Annotated in this window: 17 protein-coding genes; 6 read left to right on the top strand and 11 right to left on the bottom strand. The window is 73.1% G+C overall.

What is annotated here, in order from left to right:
- The coding region (locus ACE3T5_RS08020) for a YbfB/YjiJ family MFS transporter (protein WP_374666288.1) at positions 1-768 on the top strand (768 nt) is incomplete at its 5' end.
- Here the strand turns inward: ACE3T5_RS08020 and ACE3T5_RS08015 are convergent.
- The 7 genes from ACE3T5_RS08015 to ACE3T5_RS07985 form a co-directional block, all read right to left on the bottom strand.
- Positions 747-1,958 carry a nitrate/nitrite transporter gene (locus tag ACE3T5_RS08015; RefSeq protein ID WP_374666286.1) on the bottom strand — a complete coding sequence of 404 codons (1,212 nt, stop codon included), beginning with the start codon at positions 1,956-1,958 and terminating at the stop codon, positions 747-749. The genes ACE3T5_RS08020 and ACE3T5_RS08015 overlap by 22 nt on opposite strands.
- Before the next feature lie 8 nt (positions 1,959-1,966).
- Positions 1,967-2,665: a transglutaminase family protein gene (locus tag ACE3T5_RS08010; protein ID WP_374666284.1), complete on the bottom strand. Its 699-nt coding sequence runs from the start codon at positions 2,663-2,665 to the stop codon at positions 1,967-1,969.
- A complete protein-coding gene (locus tag ACE3T5_RS08005; protein WP_374666282.1) occupies positions 2,662-3,447 on the bottom strand; it encodes a 2-keto-4-pentenoate hydratase in 786 nt (261 codons plus the stop codon). The genes ACE3T5_RS08010 and ACE3T5_RS08005 overlap by 4 nt, the downstream gene beginning before the upstream one ends.
- 9 nt (positions 3,448-3,456) lie before the next feature.
- Complete coding sequence (locus ACE3T5_RS08000; protein ID WP_374666281.1) at positions 3,457-4,248, bottom strand: SDR family NAD(P)-dependent oxidoreductase; 792 nt, start codon at positions 4,246-4,248, stop codon at positions 3,457-3,459.
- A 2-nt stretch (positions 4,249-4,250) separates the two neighbouring features.
- Complete coding sequence (locus tag ACE3T5_RS07995) at positions 4,251-4,895, bottom strand: glutathione S-transferase family protein (RefSeq protein WP_374666279.1); 645 nt, start codon at positions 4,893-4,895, stop codon at positions 4,251-4,253.
- 80 nt (positions 4,896-4,975) lie between these two features.
- Positions 4,976-5,431, bottom strand: a complete 456-nt coding sequence (locus ACE3T5_RS07990; RefSeq protein WP_374666277.1) for a hypothetical protein — start codon at positions 5,429-5,431, stop codon at positions 4,976-4,978.
- Positions 5,432-5,559: 128 nt separating this feature from the next.
- On the bottom strand, positions 5,560-6,555 hold the full coding sequence (locus tag ACE3T5_RS07985; RefSeq protein WP_374666275.1) for a Bug family tripartite tricarboxylate transporter substrate binding protein: 996 nt from the start codon (positions 6,553-6,555) through the stop codon (positions 5,560-5,562).
- A 167-nt stretch (positions 6,556-6,722) separates the two neighbouring features.
- On the opposite strand from ACE3T5_RS07985, the gene ACE3T5_RS07980 reads away from it, so the two are divergent.
- Entirely contained in the window at positions 6,723-7,322 is a 600-nt protein-coding gene (locus ACE3T5_RS07980) for a 3'-5' exonuclease (RefSeq protein WP_374666273.1), read from the top strand.
- Between the two features lie 27 nt (positions 7,323-7,349).
- Here ACE3T5_RS07980 and ACE3T5_RS07975 read toward each other — a convergent pair whose 3' ends face one another.
- Genes ACE3T5_RS07975 through ACE3T5_RS07965 form a run of 3 tightly spaced genes read right to left on the bottom strand, consistent with a single transcriptional unit; the run spans position 7,350 to position 9,275 of the window.
- Positions 7,350-7,727, bottom strand: a complete 378-nt coding sequence (locus tag ACE3T5_RS07975) for a translation initiation factor Sui1 (RefSeq protein ID WP_374666271.1) — start codon at positions 7,725-7,727, stop codon at positions 7,350-7,352.
- Positions 7,728-7,744: 17 nt separating this feature from the next.
- The gene (locus ACE3T5_RS07970) at positions 7,745-8,080 is read right to left on the bottom strand and encodes a cytochrome c (protein ID WP_374666269.1); all 336 of its coding nucleotides are present in this window, start codon (positions 8,078-8,080) and stop codon (positions 7,745-7,747) included.
- Positions 8,081-8,135: 55 nt separating this feature from the next.
- Entirely contained in the window at positions 8,136-9,275 is a 1,140-nt protein-coding gene (locus ACE3T5_RS07965) for an ABC transporter substrate-binding protein (protein WP_374666267.1), read from the bottom strand.
- A 169-nt stretch (positions 9,276-9,444) separates the two neighbouring features.
- Between ACE3T5_RS07965 and ACE3T5_RS07960 the strand changes: the two genes are divergently transcribed.
- The 3 genes from ACE3T5_RS07960 (at position 9,445) to ACE3T5_RS07950 (ending at position 13,831) form a co-directional block, all read left to right on the top strand.
- Positions 9,445-12,183: a S8 family peptidase gene (locus ACE3T5_RS07960; protein WP_374666265.1), complete on the top strand. Its 2,739-nt coding sequence runs from the start codon at positions 9,445-9,447 to the stop codon at positions 12,181-12,183.
- Positions 12,180-13,046, top strand: coding sequence for an alpha/beta fold hydrolase (locus ACE3T5_RS07955; protein ID WP_374666263.1), 867 nt, complete (start codon positions 12,180-12,182; stop codon positions 13,044-13,046). Before ACE3T5_RS07960 ends, ACE3T5_RS07955 begins: the two co-directional genes overlap by 4 nt.
- Positions 13,047-13,135: 89 nt before the next feature.
- Entirely contained in the window at positions 13,136-13,831 is a 696-nt protein-coding gene (locus ACE3T5_RS07950) for a helix-turn-helix transcriptional regulator (protein ID WP_374666261.1), read from the top strand.
- 21 nt (positions 13,832-13,852) lie between these two features.
- On the opposite strand, the gene ACE3T5_RS07945 is transcribed toward ACE3T5_RS07950, so the two are convergent.
- Complete coding sequence (locus ACE3T5_RS07945) at positions 13,853-17,608, bottom strand: PAS domain S-box protein (protein WP_374666259.1); 3,756 nt, start codon at positions 17,606-17,608, stop codon at positions 13,853-13,855.
- A gap of 144 nt (positions 17,609-17,752) precedes the next feature.
- Here ACE3T5_RS07945 and ACE3T5_RS07940 point away from each other — a divergent pair, with 144 nt between their 5' ends.
- A complete protein-coding gene (locus ACE3T5_RS07940; RefSeq protein WP_374666257.1) occupies positions 17,753-19,117 on the top strand; it encodes an ATP-binding protein in 1,365 nt (454 codons plus the stop codon).
- Positions 19,118-19,145 lie beyond the last annotated feature (28 nt).

Below are 19,145 nucleotides of genomic sequence, written 5' to 3'. Positions count from 1 at the left end.
ATCGTCGTGAGCGGCCTGGTCGCGAGTGCGCTGGTGGCCGCGCAGGTTCCGGCGGCCAGTGGCTGGCTGGGCTTCGGCGTGCTCGCGGCGGTACTGAGCGCGCTGGTGTGGCGCGTGCTCGATCCCGCCTCGGTGCCGCACGCTGCGCCGCTCAACCCTGCGGCCACTGCCAGCAGCGTGGCACCGCCGGCGGCTGGCCAGGCGGAGGTGGCCCTGCTCGCCCTGGCCTACGGCCTCGCCGGTCTCGGCTACATCGTCACCGCGACTTTCCTGCCGGTGATCGCGCGTCAGGCGCTGCCGGGCTCGCCCTGGCTGGATCTGTTCTGGCCGCTGTTCGGCGCCGGCGTGATCGGCGGTGCGCTCATCGCCTCGCGCCTGCGCGGCGCGATGGATCTGCGCACGCGCCTGGCGCTGTGCTACGGCATCCAGGCGGCCGGCGTCGCTGCCAGCCTGGTGAGCCCGACCCTGGCCGGTTTCGCGCTCGGCAGCCTGCTGCTGGGCCTGCCCTTCACCGCCATCACCTTCTTTGCCATGCAGGAGGTGCGGCGCCTGCGGCCCGCGCAGCCCACGCCGCTGATGGGCCTGCTCACGGCCATCTACGGCCTGGGGCAGATCGCGGGCCCGCCCCTGGCGGCCGTGGCGGTGGCCCGCAGCGCCAGCGCCGGAGCCGGCTTCGCGCTCGCCCTGTGGGTGGCCTGCGGCTCGCTCATCGTCGGCGCTGCGCTCTACCTCTGGCTGGTGCGCCGCTACCCCGCGGCCCGCGGCTGAGCGTCGCGCCCCAGCAGCGGCCGCAGCAGCCACAGGCCCAGCAACGGCCCGAGGGCGAGCCAGGGCAGCACCTGGGCCAGCGGGGCCGCCTGCGCCGCGCGCACGAACAGCTCGATCGTGGCCACGGAGATCGCGAAGCCGATGCAGTTGGTGAAGGTGAGCACGCTGCCCACCACGGCCGGCGGCGCGTTGCGGGCGGTCAGCGTGGAGAACTGTGGCGAATCGCCCGCCACCGTGACACCCCACACCAGCAGCCAGAGCGCGAACACCGGCCACGGCGCCGTCAACAGCCAGGGCGCGAGCAGCCCGCACAACGCGCCGGTACCCAGCTGCGCCCCGGCCACGCGCGCGCTGCCGAAGCGCCCCGCCAGCAGGCCGCCGCCCACGCAGCCCAGGGCGCCGGCCGCGATGACGAGAAAGGCCCAGGCGCTCACGCCCGTGGCGTGCAGCCGCGTGGCCAGCACCAGCGGCACCAGCACGTAGAAGGCGTACAGCTCCCACATGTGGCCGAAGTAGCCCAGCACCGAGGCACGCAGGCGGGCGTCGGTGAAGATCGCGCCCAGTGCACGCGGGTCCACGCGCGGGCCGGGCGGCACCGGGTGCGCAGGGAGCAGCAGCGCCACCGCCACCCCGCCCAGGGCCGCGAGCGCCGAGACGGCCAGCACCACGATCTGCCACGAGGCCAGCGGCCCGGCCCCGCCGACCGCCAGAGCCGCATCACCCCCCAGCGCCCGCAGCCCGTGCGGCAGTGCCGTGCCCAGCACCAGCGCGCCGATCAGCACGCCGAGCGCGGCACCCAGGCCCTCGCGGTACCAGCTCGCCGCGATCTTCATGCCCACCGGGTAGATGCCGGCCAGGAAGAAGCCGACCGCGAAACGCAGCGCCAGCAGCGCGGTGAAGGCGCCGTCCAGAAGCGCGATGGCGCCGTTGCAGAGCGCGCCGAGCAGCGAGCAGACCAGGAAGACGCGCGGCGGCGCGAAGCGGTCCGCGAGCATCAGCAGCGCAAAAGCGAGCGTGCCCGCCACGAAGCCGAGCTGCACCGCCGAGGTGGCGGTGGCCAGCGCCGCCGGCGGCAGCCCCCAGGCCCGCTGCAGATCGGGCATGACCGCGTTCACCGCGAACCAGAGCGAGGTGCCCGCGAACTGCGAGGCCACCAGCACCGGCAGCACGATGCGCGGGACGCGGGTCACTGGGCGCGTCAGCGTGCGACTTCACGGGCCACATCGGCCAGGAAGTCGCCGCCCGCCAGCGCACTGGCGGTCGTCTGGCCCTGCAGCCAGTTCGGGTACACCGCGCGGAAGTCCTCGATCATGGGCGCCAGCGGCACGTCGGTCCAGGCGCCGCGCTGCTTCAGGTACTCCATGTGCCGGTTGCCCGCCTTGTCGAAGGGGTGGTAGATGGAATCGCCGGTACCATCGAACTCCAGCGGCATCAGCCCGAAGCGATCGCACAGCTCGATGTTGAAGGCCGGCGTGGCCTTGCGCCAGGCGCCGTCGATCCACACATCCGTATAGCCATGCCACACGAAGACGTCGGTGGTCATGGACTGGCGCATGCGTTCCGTCGACAGGTGGTTGCGCACGTCGGCGAAGCCCACGCGGGCCGGGATGCCCACCGCGCGGCACGCCGCTGCCATCAGCGCGGCCTTGGGCACGCACCAGCCATAGCCGTTGGCCAGCACCTGGCTCGCGCGCAGGCCTTCCGGCGTGAGCACGATGCGGTACGGGTCGTAGCGGAACTGGTCGCGCACGGCATAGTACAGCGCCACGGCGCGCTCGCGCTCGGTGGCGCCCTGCGCATGGCGCGCGGCGAACTCGCGCACGGCGGGGTGGTCGCTGTCCACCATGTCGGTGGCGGCCAGGCAGGCCTGCGGGGCGGGATCGTGTTGGGGCGTCATTCGAATCGGATCGTCAAGGGTTCGAGCGGCGCGTCGAACGCCGCCTGCCAGGTTTCGCCGGGCTGCACGGGCCAGGCGTCCGTCCAGGTGCCGGTGGTCACGACATCGCCGGCGCGCAAGGCCGGTGCACCCGCCACGCCGCGCAGCGCGCGCACGAAGTGCAGCAGCGCGTGCAGCGGGCCATCGAGCACGTTGGCGCCGGTGCCGCGCTCGACCTCCGCGCCGTCGCGCTGCAGCCGCACGCCGGCGGCGGCCAGCGCGGCATCGAACGCCTGCGCGTCGGCGGGCAGCGCGGCCGCGTCGATGCGTCGCCCCACCAGCAGGCGCGCATGCAGCGCGCTGTCTGCCAGCGTGTCGGCGGTGGTGAAGCGCCAGTCGGCGCAATGGGATTGCACGATCTCGAAGCCGGGGGCGAACCAGTCGATGCAGTCGCGCAGGGCTTGCAGGTCAGCGCGCGGTGGCGGCTCGGCGCGTAGGCCGAACACGCACTCGGGCTCGATGCGCGGTTGCGCGGTGCCGGCCAGCTGGATCGTGCCCTCGCCTTCGCAGAGGTGCAGCGTGGTGTACCACACCGTGCCCCAGATCGGCTCGTGCACGCCGTAGCGCGGCCAGATCGTGCGGTTGGTGAAGCCGATCTTGAAGCCGCGCGGCTGCTCGCCGCGGGCCACGCGCAAGGCCCGCACCTGCAGCGCGCGGGCCAGGGCTTCTTCGTTCGTCAGGCCGCAGCCGCCCGGCCACAGCGTCGCTTCGTCAAGGTGGCGCAGCAGCTCGGCGGGGGTCATCAGGTGCGCCTACCGCGTGGGCACCCGCGCCGAGCGGCCGCCCAGGTGCATGCCGCCATCCAGCAGCAGCAGCTCACCCGTTGTGGTGCGCGCGCCCTCGATCAGCCAGGTGATGGCGTCGGCCACGTCCTCGGGGGTGGCGGCCGTGCCCAGCGGCGCCACGGCCTCGAAGCCGGCCTTCACGCGGTCGAAGCCGGCCTGACCCACGCCCTCGACGAACCACCGGCTGGTGACCAGGCCCGGGCACACCGCATTCACCCGCACATCGGGCGCGAGCGATCGGGCCAGGTGCAGCGTCATCGCGTTCATCGCGCCCTTCGAGGCGATGTAGGGCACCGAGGAGCCGATGCCCAGCGCGCCGGCGATGGACGACACATTCACGATGCAGCCCTTCGCCGCCTTCAAATGCGGCAGGCAAGCGCGCACCATCTGGAAGGTGCCGATGGTGTTGACGGCGTAGATCTGGTGGAAGGCCTCGGCATCGAGCGCGTCCCAGGCGGCGGCATCGCCGAAGACGGAGCGGCCGGCGTTGTTGACCAGGGCGTCGATGCGGCCCCAGCGCTGCACCACCGCGTCGACCATCGCGCGGCAATCGGCGTCCTGCGCGACATCGCCGCGCAGCAGCAGCGTGTCGGCGCCCGCCTCACGGCAGGCGGCCTGCGCGGCCCGCGCCTCCGCCTCGCTCTTGGCGTAGTTGATCAGCACGTTCCAGCCGCGGCCAGCGAGCTGCAGCGCCGTGGCGGCGCCCACGCCCGTGGCCGAGCCGGTGATGACCGCGACGCGGCGCGGCTCGCTGCTCACCCTCAGCCCTTGGTGGTGGCCGCCTTGCGGTCGGCCGCGACGCGCTGCGCCGAGGCGCGCTCACCGATGAACTTCACGTAGGCTCGGTGGTCCACGCCGGCGGCGGTGAGCAGGTCCTCGCCGTAGACGGCCTTGGTGGCCATGCCCACCAGCGGCAGGTTGCAGTAGGCCGAGCAGTCGGCCATGGTGAAGGTGTCGCCGGCCACGAAGGGCGAGAACTTCGCCAGCCGCTTGAAGGCGGCGATGTGCTTGTCCAGTTCCTTGCGGATGCGCGCGGCATTGCCCTCGGAGAGCGGCGCCGCGCCGAAGAAGGCCGCGCCATAGAGCTGGCGGGCACAGATTTCCAGGTGCCAGTCGAGGAAGGTGACCAGCTCACGCACCTTGGCGGCCGCGAACGCGTCCGCCGGTAGCAGGGGCGGCTGCGGGTACTTCGCCTCCAGGTACTCCAGGATCACCTGGCTCTCGCACAGACCGCCTTCGTCGGTGGTGAGGAAGGGGATCTTGGCCAGCGGCGAGACGGCGAGCACGGCTTCGTCCGTGCTCTTGGTGCCGACCGCGTTCTCCTGGAAGGGCAGGCCCTTCTCGAGCAGCGCGAGCTTGACCTTGTTGTAGTAGTTGCTGATGGGCGAGCCATGCAGGGTGAGCATCGTTGTCTCCGGGTACTTGGAACCGGTCGAAGATACCTGATGCCGCCGCGCGGCGCTGCCGCGCGGGGGACAAGCCGGGCTCAGCGCTGGGCCGTGGCCGCCGGGCTGCAGCCGGGATAGGCGGTGCGCAGGCTGTCCAGGCGCAGGCGCTGCTCGCGCTCCAGCAGCGCGACCGGCTTCTTCGGGTCGTTCGACAGATCGACGATCACGTCCGCCAGCACGCGCAGTTCGACCAGCTGGCGCTCGCAGGCTTCCAGGGTGGATCGGCCGCTGCGGCGGGCCTCGACCGTGCATTCGCGCAGCTGGACGGTCACGGCATCCTGGCGCGACTGCGCGTCGGCCAGGGTGAAGCCATTCTTCAGCGCCGCCTCCACCTGGGGCCGGCGCTGCTCGATGTCGGTGGTGATGGCACGTGCGCGCGTCAGCGCCTCCTGCTGCTGGGCGGCCGGCAGGCAGCTCACGTCGAAGCCGGCCGGCTGGGCGGACAGGCAAAGGGGCAACAGGGCGGCGGCAAGCGCAAGGGCAGACGGTTTCACGCGGAAGGACCTCCTTGAGGGGACGGACGGGGACCGCCCGGCCCGCGGCGCATCGCGGACCGGGCGGCCAGTTCGCGCGGGATATTGGGGGCGCCGGAAACCGTTTCAAGGGGCCGTCGCGACAGTCCTCAATCCGGCTTGGCGCCCGAATCCTTCACCACCTTGGCCCACTTGGTCGTCTCGGCCTGCATGAAGGCGGCCAGCGATTCGGGCGTGCCCGGGTTGGGCTCCAGGCCCAGGCCGGCGAGCTTCTCCTTCACGTCGGGCGCCGCCAGCGCCTTCTGCGTCTCGGCGTGGATGCGCAGCAGCACCTCCCGCGGGATGCCGGCCGGCCCGTACAGGGCGAACCAGCTCGTGGCCTCGAAGCCGGGCAGGCCCGACTCCGCGATGGTGGGGATCTGCGGCGCCGCCGGCGAGCGGTTGGCGCTGGTGACGGCAATGGCCTTCAGCTCGCCCGACTTCACCAGCGGCAGCGCCGAGGGCATGTTGTCGAAGATCATCTGGATGCGGCCGCCCAGGAGATCGGGGATGGCCTGGGCGCGGCCCTTGTACGGCACGTGCTGCATCTTCACGCCGGCCAGCGTGTTGAACAGCTCGCCCGAGAGGTGGATGGAGGTGCCGCTGCCGGAGGAGCCGAACGAGAGCGGCTGCTTCCTCGCCAGCTCGATCAGTTCCTTCACCGTGGCGGCCGGCACCGACTTGTTGACCACCAGCAGGTTGGGCGTGGCCGCGAGGAAGCTGATGGGCGTGAAGTCCTTCAGGTGGTTGTACGGCATCTTCTCGTACAGCGCGGCGTTGATGGCGTGCGTGCCCACGGTGCCCACCACCAGCGTGTGGCCGTCCGGCGCGCTCTTGGCCACCAGGTCGGCGCCGATGTTGCCCCCCGCGCCCGGCTTGTTGTCCACCGTGACCGGCTGGCCCAGCGCCGCCCACTTGTCGGCCAGCACGCGCGCCAGGGTGTCCGGCGCGCCGCCGGGCGGGAAGGTGACCACGATGCGGATCGGCCGCGTGGGCCACGCGCCGCTGGCCGGTGGGGCGCTGGCAGACTGGGCGATGGCGGCCATCGGCACGGCCAGCAGGGCGGCGGCGAGCAGGCGAAGGCGCAGGCGGGAGGGCGTGGGCATGGGGCGGTCTCCTGATGGATGGAACGGGCGGGCCGCGTCGGCGGCCTGGTGGCATGCCAACCATTCTGGGGCGCGCTGGCGCGGGCGTGAATGCTCCTGTGCCTGATCCGCGCGCCCGCTGTGCGGAACGAACGCCCCGGCGCGGCCGCGGGCGGCTATGCTGGCGCATGCCCGCCGATGCCCTGCCCACCCGAGAAGAGATCGCCCTGCTGCCACCGTTCGAGCGGCTGGGCCTGGATCGCATCGAGATCATCGCCTCCGAAGCCGCCGCGCGCCGGGCGGAGGAGGACCTGCGCACCCATGACGTCTGGGGCTTCGACACCGAATCGCGGCCGACCTTCCGGGCCGGCGAGACATCGGACGGCCCGCACCTGCTGCAGCTCGCCACGCTGGAACGCGCGTACCTGTTCCAGCTGCACGACGCCGGTTGCCGGGCCGTGGTGGCCGGCCTGATGGGCGGGCATGGCGTGGTGAAGGCCGGCTTCGGCCTGCAGGACGACCGCCGCCACATCGTGCGCAAGCTGGGGCTGGAACCGACCGGCCTGCTGGACCTGGACCACGCCTTCCGCCAGCGCGGCTACCGCCGGCAGGTGGGCGTGAAGACCGCAGTGGCCGTGCTCTTCGGCCAGCGGTTCACCAAGAGCCATCGCGCCACCACGTCGAACTGGGCCAGCCAGCGGCTGACCGAGGCCCAGGTGCTGTACGCGGCCAATGATGCGTGGGCGGCGCTGCGGGTGTATCACGCCCTGGGTCTGGGCGGCGCCTGATGCGCACCCCCGCGCGCCAGCTGATGCTCAGCCGCCCGCCCGCTTCACCGTGAGCCCCTGCGCCTGCAGCCAGGCCACCACGCGGTCGGCGTGATCGCCCTGCACTTCCAGGCGACCCTCCTTGAAGGTGCCGCCACTGCCACACAGGGCCTTGAGCTGCTTCGCGGTCTGCTGCAGCCGGGCCGCGTCACCAGGCAGGCCCCACACGACGGTGACCGTCTTGCCGCCCCGGCCGGATGTCTCGCGGCGCACCCGCACCACGCCGTCCGCGGCGGCGGGGACGGGCGCCGCCGCACGGCAGCGGCAGCGCGCCACCGGCTCGCGGCAGTCCGGGCACATGCGGCCCGCCTCCGTGGAATAGACCAGGCCGGTGGCAGCCGGTCTCGCGGCGGGTCGGGAGGCCACGTCGAGACTCCGCTGCCTCAGCGTGCCCGCGCCTGGGTGCGGGGGAAGCGGTACACCGAGTCGTTCAGGTGCCGGGTGACCGCCTCGATGTCGTCGTCGGACCAGCCGAGCCGCGCCTCGCCCTGCCAGCGGCGCACCTGCACGCGCAGGCTCTCCCAGTCGGCGGCGCGGCGCTGCTCACGCCAGTGGATCTCGCGGTTGTGGCACTCGACGCAGTGGTTCGCGTAGAGCAGGCGGCCCCGCTCGACGGACGGGTCGGCCTGCGCCTGCGCGCCGGCCGAGGCCACCAGGGCCAGACCGAGGGCTGCGCGACGCGCCAGCACGGTCCACGGGGAACAGGGAGAGCGGTTCATCCTGCCGATTGTGCCGCCAGCGGCCGCGCCGTAGGCGGCCCGCGCATGACCTGCGTCAATGCCGGAAGCGCCCCTCGCGCGAGTAGATCGACAGGTCCACCAGCGACAGGCCGGCATGGTCGCCCGGCTCGTAGCGCAGCTTGAGCCCGTTCACATCCAGCCCGCCCGCCTTCTGCAACGCGCTGACGAAACGCTCGCGCGTCGGGTCACGGCCCGCGAGCTGCAGCGCCGCGACCAGCGCCTTGGCCGTGATGTAGCCCTCCAGGCTGCCGTAGGAAAAGGCCTTGCCGGGCCACGCCTTGGCGAACTGCTGCTGGTACTCGCGCGCGATCTCGGTCTTGCGCTCCATCGGATCGGGCACCACCTGCGCAAACACCATGCCATGCGCCAGCTCGCCCAGCTGCTGTGCCATCTGGGCCGAGCCCGAGTTGACGGCACTGAAGGCAGCCCGCACGCCGGCGGCCCTGGCCCGGCGGATCAGCTTCTCGTACATCGCGGGGCTGCCGTGGTTGATGACCACCTGCGCGCCCGACTGGCCGATGCGCTGCGCCATCTCGCCGATCTGCGCGTCGGTGATGTCGCCCTTGAAGGGCAGGTCAGCCACCAGCTCCATGCCCAGTTCACGGCACAGGATGCGCACGTTCTCCAGGTGCTGCAGGCCGGTCTCGGAATCCGACCGGACGAAGGCCGCCCGGTTGGCGCCGGTGCGGCGCGCGTACTCGAGCAGCGCCCGGAACTCCTCGCGGTGCTCGGCGCGCACCGGGAACACCAGCGGCTGATGCGGCCGCCGCAGCGTGGGCGAGCCGGCCATGGGCCCGAAGAACGGAACCCCCAGCTCCACGGCCGCCTTCATCACGCCGGTGGAGGGCCCGCCTTCGATGGAGCCGAAGAGGAGGAACACCTTGTGCTCCTGCACCAGGGCACGGGCATTGGCCTCGGCCTGCGAGCCCTTGTTGTCATCGTCGAGCGTCTTCAGCACGATGCGGCGGCCGTGCACGCCGCCGCGCTCGTTGACGGCATTCAGGTGGGCCAGCACGCCCTCCTGCACGGCCTGCGCATAGGCATTGCGGCCGCCCTGCAACGCGATCGACTGGCCCACCAGCAGCTCGCGCCGGGCCACGCCCTCCTGTGCAGGCGCGGCCAGGGGCAGCAGCGCAATCGCCAGCAGCAGGCGATGCCATCTCTTCAGCAACATGATGCAGTCCTTCCCTCGACCATGGGGCAGTCTGGCAGGCTCATCGCCACCCGGCAAGCAGCGCCGCAGGCGCGCGCTCGGATAAGCCGGCCTTAAGGGAAGCGGGGCAGCGTGCAAGGCTTGCTGCCCGGCTTTGCGGTACGCTCCTTGCCACATCGGAGAGCCCGCCTTGCCGCACCGCCCCCCCGCCCCCCTCGCAGCCGCCCTGCGCGGCGCCGCTGCGCTGCTGCTGGCGGTGCTCGCAGGCTGCGGCGGCGACCGCGAGGCGACGCCTGCCGCGCCCACCGTCACCGCCCGGGGCATGACGGACCAGATCATCGTCCAGCCGGCGGACGACGCCCTGGTGCGCGCCTACCAGTCGCGCTCGGCCGAGTTCGCGCGCGCCCTGGCGGCCGAAGCCGGCCTGCCGCTCGCCGCCGTTCGGCAGACCCACGCCGGCGCCCACGTGCTGGCGCTGCCCGCGCCGATGCGCCTGCAGGAGGTGACAGCGCTGACCGACCGCCTGGCCCGCCGCACCGACGTGGCCTATGCCGAGCCCGACACCCTCCTGCAGGCCACGTTGATCCCGGGTGATCCGGCCTTCGTGCAGCAGTGGCACCTGCGCGAATCGTCAGTGGCCGCTGGCGGCATCAATGCCGTGGACGCCTGGGACCTGACCACCGGCGATCCGAACCTGGTGATCGCCGTGGTCGACAGCGGCGTGCTGCGGCATGCCGAATTCGGCAACCGCCTGATGGCGGGCTACGACTTCATCGCCAACACCTTCAACGCCAACGACGGCAATGCGCGCGACACGGACGCGGCGGACCCGGGCGACTGGCTCACCTACGCGGAGGCGGCCGAGCTCGATCGCACGGCACGCGCCAGCTCGTGGCACGGCACCCACGTGGCCGGCACCATCGGCGCCACCGGCAACAACGGCAGTGGCGTGGTGGGCGTGAACTGGCGCTCGCGCATCCAGCCCATCCGCGTGCTGGGCAAGGGCGGCGGCTACAGCTCCGACATCGCCGACGGCATCGTCTGGGCCGCCGGCGGCACGGTCTCGGGCGTGCCGGCCAACCCCACGCCGGCGCGCGTGATCAACCTCAGCCTGGGCGGCGAAGGCAACTGCTCGCAGACCACCCGCAACGCGATCCAGTTCGCACTGGGCCAGCGGGCCGTGGTGGTGGTGGCCGCGGGCAACGACGGCATCAATGCCTCGATGGCGCAGCCGGCCAACTGCCCGGGCGTGATCGCGGTCGCCGCCGTCGGTGCGCGCGGGCAGCGATCGAGCTATTCCAACTGGGGCAGCGTGGTCACCATCGCCGCGCCAGGGGGCGACCCCGGGCAGGATTCGGGCGTGCTGTCGCTCGGCGACAGCGGCTCGCAGCGCCCGGCCAACGACAGCAGCCTGCTGGCCGCCTACGGCACCAGCATGGCCGCGCCGCACGTGGCCGGCGTCGTCTCGCTCATCCTCAGTGTGAACCCGGCGCTCGGCCCGGACGAGGTGAAGGTGCTGCTGCAATCCACCGCGCGCGCTTTCCCCACCGGCACCGGCCGCGACTGCACCACCGCCACCTGCGGCGCCGGCATCGTGAACGCCGGCTCGGCCGTCCGCGCGGCCGCCAATGCCACGGCGGCCCCGGTGGCGGCCGCCCCGCAGTCCGGCGTGTGGTGGAACCCGGCCGAGAGCGGCCGCGGCTACGTCATCGAGTTCCGTGACGGCAAGCTGCAATTCGGCGCCTACCTGTACGACGCGGACGGCCGCGCCACCTGGGTCGTGTCCGGGCCGGCCGCCATGCAGGCCGCCACCCGCTACAGCGGCCCGCTGGAGGCCTTCAGCGGCGGGCAGACGCTGGGCGGCGCCTACCAGGCACCCAGCGGCCGCAGCACCCTGGGCAACGTCACCATCGACTTCACCAGCGCCACCACCGCCACCTTCACCTGGCCCGGCGGAACGGTGCCGATCCAGCGCTTCCGCTTCGCGCCCGCGGGCAGCGGCGTCGCGAGCTTCGCGCCCGAAGGCGGCGTGTGGTGGAACCCGGCCGAATCGGGCCGCGGCTTCGCCATCGAGGTGCAGGACGGCTGGGCCTTCGTCGCCGGCTTCATGTACGACGGCAGCGGCCAGCCCACCTGGCACCTGGCAGCCGGGCCGATGTCGTCGGCCACCACCTTCAGCGCCCCGCTGACGCAGTACACCGGCGGCCAGACACTGACCGGCGCCTACCGGGCCCCCACCATCAGCCAGCCGAACATCGGCCGTGTCAGCCTGCGCTTCATCGACACCGCCACGGCGGAGCTCACGCTGCCCGGCGGCCGCACCATCCCGCTGGAGAAGTTCCGCATCGGCGCCAGCGCGCCGGGCGTGGTGATGCCGCTCAACCAGGTGCTCACCGCCAAGCTCGTCGGCATCTGGCAGATGGACTACACCATCGTCAGCACCTGGCAGGACTTCTTCCTATTCAACGAGGTGCGCGAGAGCGAGATCTACCCGGGCATCTACAACGTGTGGGGCATCAACCAGTACGACGCGCTCGCGCTCGGCTCGTGGAGCCCGGAGCTGAACCAGCACGTGATCCTGGCCAGCGGCGACACGTTCGACGACTTCTACACGTTCGACCTGACCACGCCGTCCACCTTGAACGGCTGCTACTACCTGGCCTACCGCAACCCCACCAGCCTCTCGCCCTGCTATGCCCTCACCGGCCTGAAGCTGGAGGAGATCGCGCCCTTGTCGGCGCGCTCGCTCGGCCTGGCACCGGCCCTGCCGGCCGCCACCCGGGCCGCCACGCGCGAGCAGGAGCACGCCCAGGCACAGGCATCGCCCGCGCAGGCGCGCAAGGCCGCCGTGCTGGCGCTCAAGCCCGAGGTCGACGCCACCCGGCGCGCCCTGGAAGCCCTGCGCGCCACGCGGCCGCCGCAACGATGAACGCCCCGGCGCCCTCCGGCCTGCCCCCGCTGGCCGGCGAACTGCCGCCCGAGGCGCTGCGCGTGCTCGCGGCGGCGCAAGCCCTGCGCACCCCGGCCGACGGCGGCGAGCTGGTCTGGCACGCCTGGGGCGAAGGCCGGCCGCTGGTGCTGCTGCACGGCGGCAGCGGCAGCTGGACGCACTGGCTGCGCAACGTGCAGGCCCTGGCCGACGCGGGCCGCCGCGTGCTGGTGCCGGATCTGCCCGGCTTCGGCGATTCCGCGCGGCTGCCCGGCGTGCAGGACGCGGATGGCATCGCCGGCCCGCTGGCCCAGGCCCTGCAGCAGCTCGTGGGCGACACACCGTGCGACGTGGTCGGCTTCTCGTTCGGCGGTCTCACCGCGGGCCTGATGGCGGCGCAGGCCCCCCAGCGCGTGGCGCGGCTCGTGCTGGTGGGCGCACCGGCGCTCATCCAGCGCGACGCACGGCTCGCGCTGCGCGGCTGGCGGGGCCTGCCGGCGCAAGCCGCCACCGAGGCGCACCGCCACAATCTGCGCGTGCTGATGCTGCACGACCCGGCCGCCGCTGACGATCTCGCCGTGGCCCTGCAGGCTGCCAACACCGCGCGCGACCGCATGCTGCGCCGCAAGCTCGCGCTGACCGACATTCTGGCGCGCACCCTGCCCGCCCTCGCCTGCCCGGTGCACGGCCTCTGGGGCGAACATGACGCGCTGTACGTGGGCCATCTCGATGTCGTGCGGGCCACCCTGCAGGCCGCGCCGGCCTTCGGCCGCTTCGAGGTGATCGAGGGCGCGGGCCACTGGGTGCAGTTCGAGCAGCCGCAAGCCTTCAACGAACGGTTGCTGGGCCTGCTGGCCTTGTGACGCGCATCACAACTTTTCTGTGCCAGCCGCCCACGCGGCGCGCGTGCCCCCTGCCTAGACTCGAAACCGCCTGATGCAGGAGGTTCACGATGTCACCCACGCTGCTCGCCCCTGAGCGCCACCTGGCCCCGCCGCCCGCCGCGGCAAGGCCTTCCGCCCCTTCCGCCGGCAGGCAGCCGCCTGCCACCGAATTCGCATGGCGCGTGCTGGAGGAGATCGACTACGGGCTGATCCTGCTCGGCCCCACCGGCGTGCTGCAGCACGCCAACCACATCGCCCAGCGCGAGCTGGCGCGGGGGCGCTTCCTGCGGCCGGACGGCGACGGCGTGGCCACGCCCACTGCCCTGCAGACCGAGGCCCTGCGGCGCGCGGTGAGCGCGGCTTCGCAGGGCCGGCGGCAGATGCTGAGCCTGCGCAACGACGACGCCACGCTGCCGGTGGCCTGCGTGCCCCTCAGTGGCCAGGCCGACGACCTGCGGCGGTCCCCGGTGCTGGTGATGCTGGCGCGCCAGCCCGACACGGGCAACCTCGCCCTCTCCTTCTTCGCGCGCTCGCACGGCCTCACGCCGGCGGAGGAGGCGGTGCTCAAGGCCTTGTGCGAGGGCCTGGACGTGCGCGACATCGCGGTCGCCCATGGCGTGACCGAGTACACGGTGCGCACCCAGGTGCGCTCCCTGCGCGACAAGACCGGCGCCGGCAGCATGCGCCTGCTGGTGCAGCGTGTAGCGGCCCTGCCCCCGGTGGTACCGATGTGGGTGGGCGAGTCCGCCGCCGCGGCCACCTGAGGGGGTGAAACGCCGCCTGCCTCAGCGTACCGCCGCCGCCGGCGGACGCAGCGCACGGCGCAGCGCCCGTGCCAGCTCGCGGGCGCGGTAGGGCTTGAGCAGCAGCAGCACGTCGGGCGCCAGCTCGCCGTGGCGCGCGAGCGCGTCGCCGGTATAGCCCGACGCATACAGCACCGGCAGGCCCGGGTGCAGCTCGCGCGCCGCCTCGGCCAGCTGCGGGCCGCTCATGCCGGGCATGATGACGTCGGTGAACAGCAGGTCCACCGTGATGCCGGTGGCCAGCAGGGCCAGCGCCTGCGCGCCGTCGGCGGCGGCGGTGACGCGATAGCCCAGCGCACGCAGCTGGTCGGTGGCGTACTCGCGCACCAGGTCGTCGTCTTCCACCAGCAGCACGGCCTCGCCACGGGCCTGCAGATCGGCGCCGTCGTCCGGGCCGCTGGGCGGCGTCGCGGCGCCCGCGGCGGCACGCGGCAGAAGGACCACCACCTCGGTGCCCCGCCCGGGCACGGACTCCAGCTCGATGTGCCCGCCGCTCTGCAGGATGAAGCCATAGACCATGGCGAGCCCGAGCCCGTTGCCGGAGTTCTTCTCCTTGGTGGTGAAGAACGGCTCGAACACCTTGGAGCGGACCTCCGGCGCGATGCCGACACCGGTGTCGCGCACGGCGATGCGCACGTAGTCGCCAGCGCGCAGCTGGGGGTGCGCGCCCGCCATGGCATCGTCCAGCGACGCGTTCGTGGCCTCGATGACCAGCCGGCCGCCGTGCGGCATGGCGTCGCGCGCATTCAGGCACAGGTTGAGCAAGGCGTTGTCCAGCTGCCCCGGATCGACAAGCGCCCGCCACAGGCCGTCGGCCACACGCACCTGCACCCCGATCTGCTCGCCCAGCGTGCGCTGCAGCATCGACCGCAGGTCCTGCAGGGCACGCCCGACGTCCACCGCCAGCGGCTGCAGCGCCTGCCGGCGCGCGAACGCGAGCAGGCGCTGCGTGAGCTGTGCGCCGCGCTCGGCGGCGCTCACCAGCACACGGGCCAGCGGCTGCAGCGTGGCGTCGCGCTCCAGTGCGTCGCCCAGCACCTCGGCATTGCCCATGATGATGGTCAGCAGGTTGTTGAAGTCGTGGGCCACGCCGCCGGTGAGCTGGCCCAGCGACTCCAGCCGCTGCAGCTGCCGCAGCTGCTCCTCCAGTGCGAGCTGCCGCGTCACGTCGGACATCGAGGCCAGCAGGCGCACGGCGCGGCCGAGCCCGTCGCGCATCACGTGCCCGCGCGTGCGCACGCGCGCCCACTCGCCGTCGGCGCGCCGGAACCGGTGCTCCAGCGAGCAAACGTGGGTGCCGGGCTGCCGGTCACCCTCGATCATCTCCAGCAGCGCGGCGCGGTCCTCGGGGTGGACCCGTTCGATCCAGTCGCCGAAGGTCGGTGCCTGTGAGGCGTCGACCGCGCCGAACTGGCGCTCGAAGTTCTCGTTCCACCACAGCGGGCCGGCGCGCGGATCGACGTCGATGATCGCGTCGTGGGTGGCGTCGGAGACCAGCCGGAAGCGCTCCTCGCTGGCCCGCACCACCTCGGCCGAGCGCTTCAGGTCGTCGATGTCGGTGCAGGTGCCCATCCACTTCACCGCCTCGGCCGGCGCCGGCCGATAGGGCACGGCGCGCGTGAGCATCCAGCGCCACTGGCCGTCCTGCCGCTGCAGCCGCACCTCGGCGCTGAAAGGCACCTCGTGCGCGCCGGCATGGTGCCAGGCGCGCCGCATCGCGCGCCGGTCGTCCGGGTGAACGCAGCGCAGCCAGCCGTCCGGCATGCTGGCCGCCAGGGGCATGCCGCTGTAGTCGACCCAGCGCTGGTTCAGGTAGCTCAGGTGGCCCTGCGTGTCGGACATCCACACGATCTGGGGCATGGCTTCGGCGAGCGCGCGCAGTTCCTGCTCGCGCGCCTTCACGGCCTGCCGGCTGTTGAACAGCTCCGTCACGTCCTGGAAGTACACCGCCAGCCCCTGGTCGCCGGGATAGGCCCGCACGCTGAACCAGCGCCCGAGCGGCGGGTAGTAGGCCTCGAAGTGGGCCGTCACCTGCCGCTGCAGCGCGTCGCGGTACTGCTGCTCGAACACCGAGCCCACGGCCTCGGGGAAGGCCTCCCACACGTTGCGCCCCAGCAGCTGCGACGGCGCCTGCTGCAGCACGCGGCCCGCCTCGCGGTTGACGTAGGTGAAGTGCCAGTCGCGGTCCAGGGTGAAGAAGGCGTCGGTGATGGTCTCCAGCATGGTCGACAGGCGCGTGGAAAGTGCCTGTGTGGCCAGGGCGCCGGCCACCGAGCGCCGCAGCTGCAGCAGCGAGGCGGCCAGCAGCGCCGAGGCGAGCATCCCCAGCAGGAAGACGCTTTCGGGCAGGCGCGAACGCATCCGCTGCAGGTAGCCGCGGCTCGGCCGCACCTCCAGCGACCATTCGCGGCCGAAGGCGTTCACCACCTCGCCGAGGCCGGGCCAGGGGCCCGGCGCGGCCGTCGCCGAGGAGGCGCCGAGCAGCACGCCGCCATCACGCAGGGCGACGCTGTAGTTGCGCAGCGCCGGCGCGTCGATCAGCGCCAGCACGTCGGCCGCCTGCAGCGTGGCGGCGATGAAGCCCTCCGGCTGCCCGCGCCGCTGCACCGGCGCGACCAGGATCAGCCCGGCGCCCCCCGCCCCCAGCGGCACGGCCGGCGTGATCCGCACGCTGCCTGACCTTGCCGCCGCCTCGAACGCCGCCATGCGGCCGTCTTCGGCGGCCAGGGTGTCCCCGCCCTGCGCACGACCGCCCGCCCGCGTGCGCCACCAGCGCACGGCCAGCTGCGTGTCGACGAGATGGATGGCGCTCAGATCCGCGAAGTCGCGCAGGTAGGTGCCGGCCTCATGCTGGAACTGCGCTTCCGAGACCGGCGCGTAGACCTGCCAGCGCTGCGCCAGGCGCTGCAGCGCCAGCGCCCGGGCGGACAGGCGGTCCGACACGTCACGGCGCACGGTGTCGACCGCACTGCGCAGGTCGACGGCCTGCTCGCTGCGGTGGTTGTCCTCCAGCTTGAGCCACGCCACGAAGACGAGCGCTGCCAGCAGCACCGGGATCCACGCCGCATAGGCGTCCAGCCGTGCCAGTCGGCCCGGGCCGGCCTCGGTGCGAGCCAGGCCGAGCACGATGACAGCCAGCAGGATGAGCACGACGCTTGTGCCGACGGCCGCGGTGGCGCCGAGCAGATGCGGGACCGCGGCAGGCGCCCAGGGCGGCGTGGCGAGCAGCAGATGGACGCCCGCACCGGTGCCCGCCAGGGCGCGCGCGGCCTGCAGCGCGATGCCGCTGGCCCGATCGGGCGCCAGCAGCAGCGTGGCAGCGGCCAGGGAGAGCAGCGCAAAGGCATCGGCGGGCGGGAGCGCGACGACACCCGCGGCAAGCCCCGCCGTCGGTGCCACCACCTGCCACCCGAGGCTGACGAAGCCCGCCACCGCGACCATGACGGCCAACCCGGCAGCCAGCGGCCGACCCGTGCGCAGCGCGCCCAGCGCCACCGCCAGCACGGCCATGGCGACCAGGGTGGACGGCACGGGCAGGGACGAGGTCACGAAGGCGGGCAGACCGCCGATGCCGCGCGCCGCGGCCGCCATCAGCACGACCGCGACCGTCACCATGAGCAACGGCGTCACCCAGGCGGCCGATTGCCGCATCGGCCGCTCCAGATCCAGGAACCGGCTGGGCGTGTCGAAGCGGCCCCGCATCAGGTCGGGCTGCGGTTCCAGCGGGCTTTCGGTCACGGGCGTCGCACCTTCCCTCCTGCAGGCAGGGGCGGCGATCTTAAGTCCGGGCATCCGGCGCCCCTTACGAAAATTCCGTAAGCCGGCGGCCGTGGCGGGCCGCATACTCCCTCACCCGTGCAGCGCGCGGCAGGCAGCAACCGGATGACCCATGCATCGGAGCAATCGCGTCAGCGCTTCGTCGTGCCTGCTGGCGCCTGCCAGACGGTGGCGGCGATGGCCGAACGCCTGCGCCAGCTGGGTCAGGCCTGGCCCGACGACGCCGGGATCGCTGCGGTCATGGCGCAACTGGCCGCGCGAGAGGCGGACCAGGACCGCCTCTCGCGCCTGCAGCGGGAGTGCGACGACCTGCAACTCGCGCTCGAAGAGGCGCGAGCGGAAGTCGCAACGCTCGGCGACCAGCTGTCCCACGAACTGCAGGCCGCGCTGACGCACATGGCGCGCTCGGCCGAGGCGCTGGAAGGCGTGGTCGGTCAGAAGCTCGGCCCCGCCGAGGGCGAGCACCTGCGCCACATCCGGGAGGCCGCCCTGAAGGCGCACGGCCTGGTCCGTGACCTGGCCATGCTGGGCCGTGTGCGAGTGGGCCGCGCGCAGGCCTCGGCCGTGGACATCGGCGCCATCGCGCGTGAGCTCGCCGCCGAGCTCACGCCGGCCGGCCGCCCGCTGACGTGGCACCTCGGCCCCTTGCCCACCGTGACCGGCGATCCGGGCCTGCTCACGCTGGCCCTGCGGCACCTGCTGGCCAATGCGGTGAAGTTCACGCGCGACCAGCCGCAGGCCCGGGTGGAGGTCACCACCGGGCCGGCAGGGGACGGCTGCGCGATCGAGGTGCGCGACAACGGCGTGGGCTTTGAAGCTGCGGCGGCGAGCCGCCTGTTCCAGCCGCTGCAGCGCCTGCATCCGGCATCTGCGTTCGAGGGCAATGGCCTCGGCCTGGCCATCGTGAAGGCCGTGGCCGAGCGGCACGGCGGCTCGGTCACGGCACGCACTTCACCGGCGGGCGGCGCCGTGTTCACGTTGCGGCTGCCGGAGGGCGCACGCGTCGACCACCCGGCGGCGCCACCGGCGGAGCCGCCGCCCGCGGCCACGCCGGCGGGCGCCGGGCCTGGACCCGCCGGCCCGCCTTTGTGCATCCTGGTGGTCGACGACGACGCCTGGGTGCTGGGTACCTTGCGCGCCCTGCTCGAACGCGACGGGCACGTCGTCGACACCCTCGCGGATGGCGCGGCCGCACTGGCCCGGCTCGCCGAGCCCGGGCGTGCCTATGACGTCGTCATCACCGACTGGTCGATGCCGGTCGTCGAGGGCCCGCAGGTGGCGCTGGCGGCCCGGCAGGCCAGACCGGGCGTCCACACGATCGTGCTCACGGGTCGTCAACCAGATGCGCCCGGGCAGCTCCCGCCCGGCGTGAACCAGGTGCTGTGCAAGCCGGTGCGCGCCAACGAGCTGCGCCGTGCCTTGGCCAGGGCCGGCCATCCCGCTCCCGACGGGTCGCCAGCGCTTCTGTAAGAATCCCCCGGCCTGCGCCGACGCACGG

This window comes from Ramlibacter sp., from assembly GCF_041916345.1.
Lineage (GTDB): Bacteria > Pseudomonadota > Gammaproteobacteria > Burkholderiales > Burkholderiaceae_C > Ramlibacter.
The sequence above is the reverse complement of the archived record's forward strand: the minus strand, read 5'-3'. Positions and strand labels throughout refer to the sequence as shown.